General features: G+C 66.2%; 8 protein-coding genes and 1 pseudogene. 4 read left to right on the top strand and 5 right to left on the bottom strand.

Annotated elements, in window-relative coordinates:
• Both A5625_RS10285 and A5625_RS10280 read left to right on the top strand, forming a co-directional pair.
• A pseudogene (locus A5625_RS10285) lies at nt 1-394 on the top strand (PirG); the annotation flags it as partial.
• Nucleotides 395-524: 130 nt separating this feature from the next.
• Nucleotides 525-2,171, top strand: a complete 1,647-nt coding sequence (locus A5625_RS10280; protein ID WP_369830000.1) for an N-acetylmuramoyl-L-alanine amidase — start codon at nt 525-527, stop codon at nt 2,169-2,171.
• An 83-nt stretch (nt 2,172-2,254) separates the two neighbouring features.
• Here the strand turns inward: A5625_RS10280 and A5625_RS10275 are convergent, their stop codons facing one another.
• The 4 genes from A5625_RS10275 to A5625_RS10260 are packed head-to-tail and all read right to left on the bottom strand — an operon-like array spanning nt 2,255 to nt 5,434.
• Complete coding sequence (locus A5625_RS10275) at nt 2,255-3,070, bottom strand: Cof-type HAD-IIB family hydrolase (protein WP_066992473.1); 816 nt, start codon at nt 3,068-3,070, stop codon at nt 2,255-2,257.
• A gap of 34 nt (nt 3,071-3,104) precedes the next feature.
• Nucleotides 3,105-3,890 (bottom strand): 1-acyl-sn-glycerol-3-phosphate acyltransferase, encoded by a 786-nt coding sequence (locus A5625_RS10270; RefSeq protein ID WP_066992471.1) that lies wholly within the window; start codon nt 3,888-3,890, stop codon nt 3,105-3,107.
• A gap of 14 nt (nt 3,891-3,904) precedes the next feature.
• A complete protein-coding gene (locus A5625_RS10265) occupies nt 3,905-4,660 on the bottom strand; it encodes a 1-acyl-sn-glycerol-3-phosphate acyltransferase (protein ID WP_066992468.1) in 756 nt (251 codons plus the stop codon).
• 6 nt (nt 4,661-4,666) lie between these two features.
• A complete protein-coding gene (locus A5625_RS10260) occupies nt 4,667-5,434 on the bottom strand; it encodes a 1-acyl-sn-glycerol-3-phosphate acyltransferase (RefSeq protein WP_066992465.1) in 768 nt (255 codons plus the stop codon).
• A gap of 263 nt (nt 5,435-5,697) precedes the next feature.
• On the opposite strand from A5625_RS10260, the gene A5625_RS10255 reads away from it, so the two are divergent.
• Nucleotides 5,698-7,248, top strand: a complete 1,551-nt coding sequence (locus A5625_RS10255) for an MBL fold metallo-hydrolase (protein WP_066992462.1) — start codon at nt 5,698-5,700, stop codon at nt 7,246-7,248.
• The gene (locus tag A5625_RS10250) at nt 7,245-7,577 is read left to right on the top strand and encodes a hypothetical protein (protein WP_066992459.1); all 333 of its coding nucleotides are present in this window, start codon (nt 7,245-7,247) and stop codon (nt 7,575-7,577) included. The genes A5625_RS10255 and A5625_RS10250 overlap by 4 nt, the downstream gene beginning before the upstream one ends.
• Here A5625_RS10250 and A5625_RS10245 read toward each other — a convergent pair.
• A complete protein-coding gene (locus A5625_RS10245) occupies nt 7,574-8,986 on the bottom strand; it encodes a condensation domain-containing protein (protein WP_066992479.1) in 1,413 nt (470 codons plus the stop codon). The two genes, A5625_RS10250 and A5625_RS10245, sit on opposite strands and share 4 nt — an antisense overlap.
• Nucleotides 8,987-9,143 lie beyond the last annotated feature (157 nt).

Genomic DNA, 9,143 nt, shown 5'->3' with positions numbered 1-9,143 from the left:
CGGCACCTACCCGATCCTGGGCGACCCGTCGACCTTCGGTAACGCTTCGCCGATTGGCGGTGGTGGTACCGGCCTGGGCGGCGGTTCGGGCTCCGGTGCCAGTGGCGGTCTGGTCAACGACGTGATGCAAGCCGCCAACCAGCTGGGCGCCGGCCAGGCTATCGACCTGCTCAAGGGCTTGGTCATGCCGGCCATCACGCAGGGCATGCACGGCGGCGCTGGTGCCGCAGGCGCTCTACCGGGTGCCGCGGGCGCTCTGCCGGGTGCCGCAGGTGCTCTACCGGGTGCCGCAGCTGCCCTACCGGGTGCCGCGGGTGCACTGCCCGCCGCTGCGGGCGCTGCCGGTGCGTTGCCGGCGGCCGCCGGGGCGGTACCGGTACTGCCCCCGGTCTAGTCCTTTACAAACCCTCCACAAGACGGCACCGCAGAAGCATCTGCGGTGCCGTCGATTTTTGTGGAGATTCGGCTGCGCTCAGCTCGTGTCGTCACAGAAATAACATTAGAAACACACGTAACATCGCCTGGTGTCCCGTAGGCGTGCACCGACGATGCTGCTCACCGCTATGGCGGCGACCGTCGTGCTGGTCTCGTGGCTGGCGGACACCACGCGTGATCGCAACGCCTCCGGGCCGCCGCCGTCCCGCGGCACCCAACTCGCCGAACAGCCCCTGGTCGGCCTGGGCCCTGGCGTCACCGTCCGGGAGATCAGTCAGGACACCCCGTTTTCTCTGGTCGCCCTTACCGGTGACCTGGCCGGCACGTCGACTCGGGTGCGCGCCAAGCACCCCGACGGTTCGTGGGGTCCCTGGTATCAGACCGAGTACGAGACCGCGGCACCCGATCCGGGCGGGCCAGACCAATCCGGGGGAGCGACAGAAGGGCCGCGCGGCACCGATCCGGTGTTCGTCGGCACCACCAGGACCGTTCAGATCGCGGTCACTCGCCCGCTCGACGCGCCGGTGATCCAGCCCCGGACGGCACCGCCGAGCGAGAAGAACGACTTGGGCTACAAGCCGGCATCCAGGGAACAGCCCTTCGGACAGAACATTTCGGCCGTCCTCATCTCGCCACCGCAGGCGCCGGCCGAAACGCATTGGACACCACCGGCGGGTGTGTTGATGCCCGGCCAGGCGCCCCCCGTCATCAGCCGCGCGCAATGGGGTGCCGACGAGTCGCTGCGCTGCGGTAGCCCCCAGTACGACAACGGGATTCGCGCCGCGGTGGTGCACCATACCGCGGGCAGCAATGACTACTCGCCGCTGGAATCGGCCGGCATCGTCAAAGCCATCTACACCTACCACAGCAAGACGCTGGGCTGGTGCGACATCGCCTACAACGCGCTCGTGGACAAATACGGCCAGGTATTCGAAGGCAGCGCGGGCGGTCTCAGCAAAGCGGTCGAGGCCTTCCACACCGGCGGATTCAACCGCAACACCTGGGGCGTGGCGATGATCGGGAACTTCGACGACGTGCCCCCCACGCCGATCCAGCTGAGAACCATGGGAAGGCTGCTCGGCTGGCGGCTGGGCCTGGACGGCGTCGACCCCAAGGGCACAGTGCAACTGGAGTCAGCGGGCAGCCACTACACCACTTTTCCGGCCGGCTCCATCGCGACGTTGCCGACCATCTTCACCCACCGCGACGTCGGCAACACCGATTGCCCGGGCAACGCCGCGTACGCGCTGATGGACGAAATAAGGGACATCGCATCGCATGTCAACGATCCACCGGAAGAATTGCTCAGGGCACTGCAGGGCGGCGCGATCTATGACCACTGGCAGGCAATCGGCGGGACGAACAGCGTGCTGGGTGCGCCGACCTCGCCGGAAGACAGCGCCGAGGGCGACGCCCGCTTTGTCACCTTCGTCCGGGGCGCGATGTACTGGTCACCCGAAACCGGCGCGCAGCCGGTCACCGGCGCCATCTATGACGCCTGGGGCTCGCAGAGCTATGAACGCGGCCCGCTCGGATTGCCGACCAGCGCGGAAATCCAAGAGCCGCTGCAGATTACCCAGAACTTCCAGCACGGCACGCTGAACTACGAGCGGCTGACCGGAAATGTCACCGAGGTCGTCGACGGGATCACTGCTCCGCTGACGACCGAATCTCCAAGCGGCCCAACGGTACCCGCCGAGCACTTCTCGCTACCGTCGCACCCGACGGCCACCTAGCCGCGGCGCTAAAGACGACTGCCCCGCTCCTCCTCACGCCGCCCCGCGGCGCGCATCGTCGCGGCGCTAAAGCCGACTGCCCGCTAAAGCCACCAGCGTTCCAGCACCCGGCCCACCCCGTCGTCGTTGTTGGCGGTGGTGACCTCGTCGGCGGCCGCCTGCACGTCGGGATGGGCGTTGCCCATCGCCACGCCATGACCCGCCCAGCGCAGCATCGGCAGGTCATTGGGCATGTCGCCGAACGCCACCACCTCCTCGGGGGCGATCTCCAACGGCCGTGCGATCTCGTCGACACCGGTGGCCTTGCTGGTCCCCAACGGCACGATCTCGATCAGGCCGTTGTTGGTGGAGTAGGTGATGTCGCCCTCCAGGCCGACGTGCTTGGCCAATTCGGCTGCCATGTCGGCGCTGCGGGCTCCGGCTCGGCGAATGAGCAGCTTGATCGCCGGGGCGCTGAGCAGGTCCTGGATCGACACCTCGGTGTTGTCCGGATTCAGCCAGGCATGCTCGTAACCCGGCGAGCTGACGAACTGGGGAGTCGCCGTGTCATGGGCGCTTTCGCCGATTCGCTCGACGGCCAGCCCCGCCCCGGGGATGACGCGGGTGGCCAGCTCCGCCAGTTCCGCCAGGGTGTCGACGGCCAGCGTGTGGGTGGACACCACCCGGTCGGTGGCCGCGTCATAGATGACCGCGCCGTTGGCGCACACCGAGACTGGCGCGAAACCCAGCGCGTCGGCTACCGGACGTATCCAGCGCGGCGGGCGGCCAGTCGCCACCACGAACCGCGCACCGGCGGCCACCGCGGCACGGATGGCGTCGCGGGTGCGCGGCGAGACCTTCTCGTCGTCGTCGAACAGGGTGCCGTCGACGTCGCAGGCGATCAGCGCCGGCAGGGTCATCGAGACCGCCCGCTTTGGCAGTTGAACCGACCTCTCAATGCAGCCCGCTCTGGCTCTGCCCCGGTCGTGTCACGCCGTCGGTTCCGTATCGCTGCATCCGCTCCTGCAACTCCGACAACCGGATGGCCCGTGAATCCTCCTGGGTGGGCGCGCTACCACCCAGCCGTCGCGGCACCCAGAATTCGTCTTTGGGGTGCGGGTATTCCTCCTGCACCCGGTACAGCAGGTCATTCATCGTCGAACGCAACAGCGTGTTGAGTTCTGCAACCGTGCCCCGCGACGGCAACGGCCGGCCGATCGCCACGGTGATCGGGACCTTGTTGCGGAACACCTTCTTGGGATGGTCCTTGGGCCAGATCCGGTGAGCGCCCCACACGACGATCGGAATGATCGGCACCTGTGCGTCCAACGCCATGCGTGCCGCCCCGGTCTTGAACTCCCGCAGTTCGAAGCTACGGCTGATGGTGGCCTCGGGATGCATCCCGATCAGCTCGCCCTCGCGCATACGCTGCACGGCCACGTCGAACGCGTCGTGCCCCGACCTGCGATCCACCGGGATCAGCCGGGAGTGATTGATGACGTAGTTGACCGCCTTCACGTCGGCCATCTCCGCCTTGATCATGAAGTACGCCCGGCGCCGGCGTTCCCGGACGGCCATCAGCGTCGGAAGCCAGTCGAGGTAGCTGGTGTGATTCTGGGCCAGCAAGGCGCCGCCGCGCGCGGGAATGTTCTCCAGTCCCTGATAGGTGAACTTGGTCCCCTGCATGGCAACCATCGGCGGCACGATCCACTCCGCCAACCGGTAGAACCCCTCGGGCATTCATTCTCCTTCGCTTACTGCGACGGGCGCTCGGCCCTTTTGGCCGATCGGGCCGCCGCCTCGGTGGCCTCCATCTGGGCGGCCTCCGCCATGGTGGGCGCTGTGCCGCCCAGCCGCCGCGGCACCCAGTACGCTCCGGGCTCGGCCGGATAGTGCTCTTGGGCCAGGTGCAGCAAGGCGGTCATCGAGTCGCGTAGGGCAGCGTCGGTCTGCGCGACGTTTTCGCGCGCCGGTAACGGCGCGCCTACCTGCACAGTAATGGGTATTTTGGCGCGACCCACATTTCGTGGGTGATCCTTGGTCCAAATTCGGTGCGCACCCCAGACAATCACCGGCACGATCGGCACGTCGGCTTCCAGGGCCATCCGGGCGGCGCCGCTCTTGAACTCCTTGAGCTCGAAGCTGCGGCTGATGGTGGCTTCCGGATACACCCCGACCAGCTCACCTTCGCGCAGCCGCTGCACCGCCACCGCGTAGGCACCCGCCCCGGCGCCGCGATCCACCGGGATGGTGCGGGTGTGCTTGATCAGGAAATTGACCGGCTTGACCTGCTGCATCTCGGCTTTGATCATGAACCTCAGCCGGCGGCCCCGGCGGTACACGGCCAGCGCAGCGGGCAGAAAGTCGACATAGCTGGTGTGGTTGATCGCCACCACGGCGCCACCCCGCTCGGGGATCTGCTCCTCACCGCGGTAGGTGATCCTGGTGCCGGTGGCCTTCACCGCCAGCTGGGCCAGAAGCTCCAGGGCGCGAAAGGTCGGCTCCGCCATCGATCACTACTCCGACGCCCCTGCGGACCGCGCCCGCCGAGCAGCCCGGGCGGCCGCCTCCTCGGCCTCCAGGCGGGCCGCTTCCGCCATGGACGGAGCGCCTCCACCCAACCGGTGTGGCACCCAGAACTCACCGGCGGGGTGGGGTCCGTACATTTCCTGCGCGCGTTCCAGCAGGTGCTGCATGCGTGAGTGCAGCAGCCCCTTGAGTTCCTCGATGGGCAGCGTGGGCTCGATCGGTTCGCCGACCAGTACAATGATCGGCACCTTGGGACGCCAGAGCTTCTTCGGGTGATCCTTCGTCCAGATCCGCTGGGCGCCCCAGACGATGTGCGGGACGATCGGCACACCCGCCTCGACCGCCATCCGCGCGGCCCCGGATTTGAATTCCTTGATCTCGAAACTGCGGCTGATGGTGGCTTCGGGATAGACGCCGACCAGCTCGCCGTCCTTGAGGTTGCGGACGGCGTCTTCGAACGAGGCCGCGCCGTCCTGCCGATTCACCGAGATATGCCGCAGGCTGCGCATGATCGGCCCGGTGATCTTATGGTCGAAAACCTCCTGCTTGGCCATGAACCGCACTTTGCGGCCCAGGCCCTGCTTGTAGGCCGGCAACCCCGCGAAAGTGAAGTCCAGGTAGCCGGTGTGGTTGATCGCGATCACCGCCCCGCCGCTCTTCGGCAAGTTCTCCACACCCGCGATGGTGATTTTCAGACCCTGCACGCGCCAGACCAGGCGGGCGAGCTGAATAACAGTCCCGTAAACCGGTTCCACAGCACTTCAGCCTAGTGCTCCCCGCCCGGCGCCGCCCCGACAGCCGAGAATCCCAGCCCGGCCATCGTCCCGCGGCCCACCGGTTGAACCCCTACCGGGACTCGTTGACCAGGGCGATCTCGGTGCGTCCGGCGGTCAGGCCGACGGGGTCGGCTCGCGCTAAGCTCGGGGGCGCAAAAGCCGTCAGCCCGGCCGAGGACGACAGCAGCCTGGTGCAGGCCTGTGCAGGCCCCGGTCGGACCCAGCACCCCGGAAAGGCATTAGTGCAGGTCACCAGCGTCGGCCACGCCGGATTTCTGATCAAAACCCAAGCGGGCAGCATCCTCTGCGACCCCTGGGTCAATCCCGCTTACTTCGCGTCCTGGTTCCCGTTCCCGGACAACAGCACGCTGGATTGGGATGACCTGGGTGCGTGCGACTACCTGTATGTGTCACACCTGCACAAGGATCACTTCGACGCCAAGAATCTGGCCGAGCACGTGAACAAGGACGCGGTGGTGCTGCTGCCCGAGTTTCCGGTGCCTGACCTGCGAAATGAGTTGCAGGAGCTGGGGTTTCACCGGTTCTTCGAGACAAGCAACTCGGTCAAGCACCGGATCAGCGGCGCAAAAGGTGACCTCGACATCATGATCATCGCGTTGCGGGCGCCGGCCGACGGGCCGATCGGCGATTCGGCGCTGGTGGTTTCCGACGGCGCGACAACGGTTTTCAACATGAACGACGCCCGGCCGGTGGATCTGGACGTGCTGGCGTCCGAGTTCGGGCACATCGATGTGCACCTGCTGCAGTACTCCGGAGCGATCTGGTATCCGATGGTGTACGACATGCCGGCGCGCGCCAAGGAGTCGTTCGGCATCCAGAAGCGGCAACGGCAGATGGACCGCGCCCGCCAATATCTCACCCAGGTCGGGGCGACCTGGGTGGTCCCGTCCGCGGGGCCGCCGTGCTTCCTCGATCCGGAGCTACGCCATCTCAACGACGACCACGCGGATCCGGCCAACATCTTCCCCGACCAAATGGTCTTCCTGGACCAGATGCGCAAGCACGGGAACGACGGCGGGCTGCTGATGATGCCCGGGTCGACCGCCGACTTCACCGGGTCCACCCTGAATTCGCTGACCCATCCATTGCCCGCCGACCAGGTCGAGGCGATCTTCACCAGCGGTAAGGCCGACTACATCGCCGAGTACGCCGAGCGGATGGCGCCGGTCATCGCCGCGCAGCGGGCCGGCTGGGCGCCCGCCTCCGGGGAACCGCTGCTGGAACCGCTGCGGGCCCTGTTCGAGCCGATCATGTCGCAAAGCGACGAGATCTGCGACGGGATCGGCTATCCGGTCGAACTGGCGCTCGGTCCGGAAACCGTAATCTTGGACTTCCCGAAACGTAGTGTGCGGGAACGAATTCCGGACGAGAAGGTCCGCTACGGATTCGCCATCGCACCGGAGCTGGTCCGCACCGTGCTGCGCGATCGCGAGCCGGACTGGGTCAACACCATCTTCTTGTCCACCCGGTTCAAGGCATGGCGGGTCGGCGGCTACAACGAGTACCTGTACACGTTCTTCAAGTGCCTCACCGACGAACGAATCGCTTACGCCGACGGCTGGTTCGCCGAAACCCATGATGACTCGGCGTCAGTCACGTTGGACGGCTGGGAAATTCAGCGCCGATGCCCGCACCTTAAGGCCGACCTGTCGAAATTCGGCGTGGTCGAAGGAAACACCTTGACCTGCAACCTGCATGGCTGGCAGTGGCGACTGGAGGACGGACGCTGCCTAACCGCGAAGGGCCACCAACTGCGGAGTTCGCGCGCATGACCGAAACCTACGATGACGGCTTGGTCCAGCTCGATCGTACGGCAATCACGTTGTGCCGCTATCATTTTCCGTCGGGTACCGCGAAGGTGATCGCGCTCTCCGCTATTCGCGGGTACAAGGCCGAAAAGTTGGGCCTGTTCACCCAACGGTTTCGGATATGGGGCAGCTCGGACCTGCGCCGCTGGCTGCCGCTGGACATCAGCCGGCCACTCAAGTCGACGTTGATCACGCTTGACGTGCCGGGCACCTGGCCCAGCCCCGCCTTCACGCCGGCGCACCCCGGCGAGTTCACCGCCCTGTTGGATGTCCTGCTGGGACAGCGCGGTTAGGACGCGCGCGACTGCGCGAACGCCCGGCGCCTGCCGTTGGCCACCCGGACATAGACGGATTTCATGGCCGCGACGTAGGCGGTAACGGATTCACGCGCCACTGGGTTGTCCGGGAACAGCACCGTAACCTTGGTTTCCTGCTGCAACCGGATCACCCACATCGACACCTGATGCGACACCCGCCCCTCGTCATAGATCCGGAAGTTCAAGTCGGAGTTGGCGACACAGGACAGTGGGGCGATGCTGGCATCCAGGAACGACATGACGAAGTTGCCCGGTCGCGGCCTGTCGACGCCCGCGTCCGGGGACGCCAATTCCAGGATGCGGTCGAACGGCACGGTCGCCAACTCGACGCCTGCATCGAAGGATATTTGCGCACAGCGCGCCGCGTCCTCGAAAAGCACCGCGCCGTCGGGCACTTTGACCGGGACCAACCCGGTGAACCAGCCCGTCGTCATCAGTTCGGTCGGCGTCTTGCGCGTGTCGGTCGTCGTCACGACGGAAAACCTTTCCGCGCCGGTCAATCGATGTTGGGTCAGGGCGGCACAGCCGAAAACGCCTCCGCTGAAACGTGCACCGGCCGCGACACAGGCAGCCTCGAAACGGTCGGTCTCCTGCTCGTCCATCAGCGTCTCGGTGAGAAGCCGGCCGGCATACGGTACCGATAGGTCACCTAGCGCCAAGGGGAAGCGCGGCAGGGTTCCATCGTTGTCGGCGGCGAAGTCGATCCATCCCCGCACCGCCGGTGAGTCCGCCGTCAGCGCCCTCATCTCGGCACGCTGACGCTCGCAGTAGTCGCCGTACCGGCCCGCCTCCGGCAGCTCGATGGGCGCGTCACCGCCGACCAGTGCCGTGTACATCAGGTGGATCTCACTGAACAAGACGCCGACGATCATCGGGTCGATGCACAGATGAGCGATGCTCGCGTAAAAGGTAAAGCGTTCAGCGCTCTGCACAATGCCGAACAAGAAGCAATCCCACTGCAGCGGATGCGGCGTCGAAATGTGATCGCGCAATTCTGCCGCCGGCATATCGCCGTGCTCGATCGGAACAAGCTCGATATCGGCTGGGTCGGCCATGGTGTGGCGTACGATCCGTTCGCCATCCTCGCACTCGAACCAACTGTGGTACGTATCGTGCCGGCGCAGATGCGCGTTGATCGCGTAATTCATCGCACGGACGTCGCACTGGCCGGGGATACCCCAAGTGAAAATCATCAGCCGCGACATGTCGAGGCCGCGCGCGCAGTGGTCACTGTACCGGCGAAGATGCTGGGCCTGCTGATAGCTGGGCGGCACCGAACTCACCGGCGCGTCGCGGGCTTTGGCGTTTGCCGCGGGCGTTGCGTGCCAACAGATCACCGGGCCCGGATCGGGCAGCCAGTCCCGCAGCGTTGTTATGCCAAACATCGAATGCGTCTGCACCTCCGCGCTATTCAGCCAGGTCTAGCTCGCGTTCGCACAGCCAGCCAAGCAGGATGTTCGGCGACCTGCGGTACCGTTGGCGGCGTCACCGCGGGGCCGGGCCCGCCAGCCCGCCGAAGCCTGCGCTGCGACCATCGCGACC

Origin of the sequence: Mycobacterium sp. 1465703.0 (genome assembly GCF_001672975.1) — a bacterium.
Taxonomy (GTDB): Bacteria; Actinomycetota; Actinomycetes; order Mycobacteriales; family Mycobacteriaceae; genus Mycobacterium.
The sequence above is the reverse complement of the archived record's forward strand: the minus strand, read 5'-3'. Positions and strand labels throughout refer to the sequence as shown.

Bases quoted from the DNA above. Each gene is read 5' to 3' on its own strand.
- A5625_RS10265 (WP_066992468.1), bottom strand. From the start codon at position 4,660: ATGGCGGAGCCGACCTTTCGCGCCCTGGAGCTTCTGGCCCAGCTGGCG.
- A5625_RS10275 (WP_066992473.1), bottom strand. From the start codon at position 3,070: ATGACCCTGCCGGCGCTGATCGCCTGCGACGTCGACGGCACCCTGTTC.
- A5625_RS10250 (WP_066992459.1), top strand. From the start codon at position 7,245: ATGACCGAAACCTACGATGACGGCTTGGTCCAGCTCGATCGTACGGCA.
- A5625_RS10270 (WP_066992471.1), bottom strand. From the start codon at position 3,890: ATGCCCGAGGGGTTCTACCGGTTGGCGGAGTGGATCGTGCCGCCGATG.
- A5625_RS10245 (WP_066992479.1), bottom strand. From the start codon at position 8,986: ATGTTTGGCATAACAACGCTGCGGGACTGGCTGCCCGATCCGGGCCCG.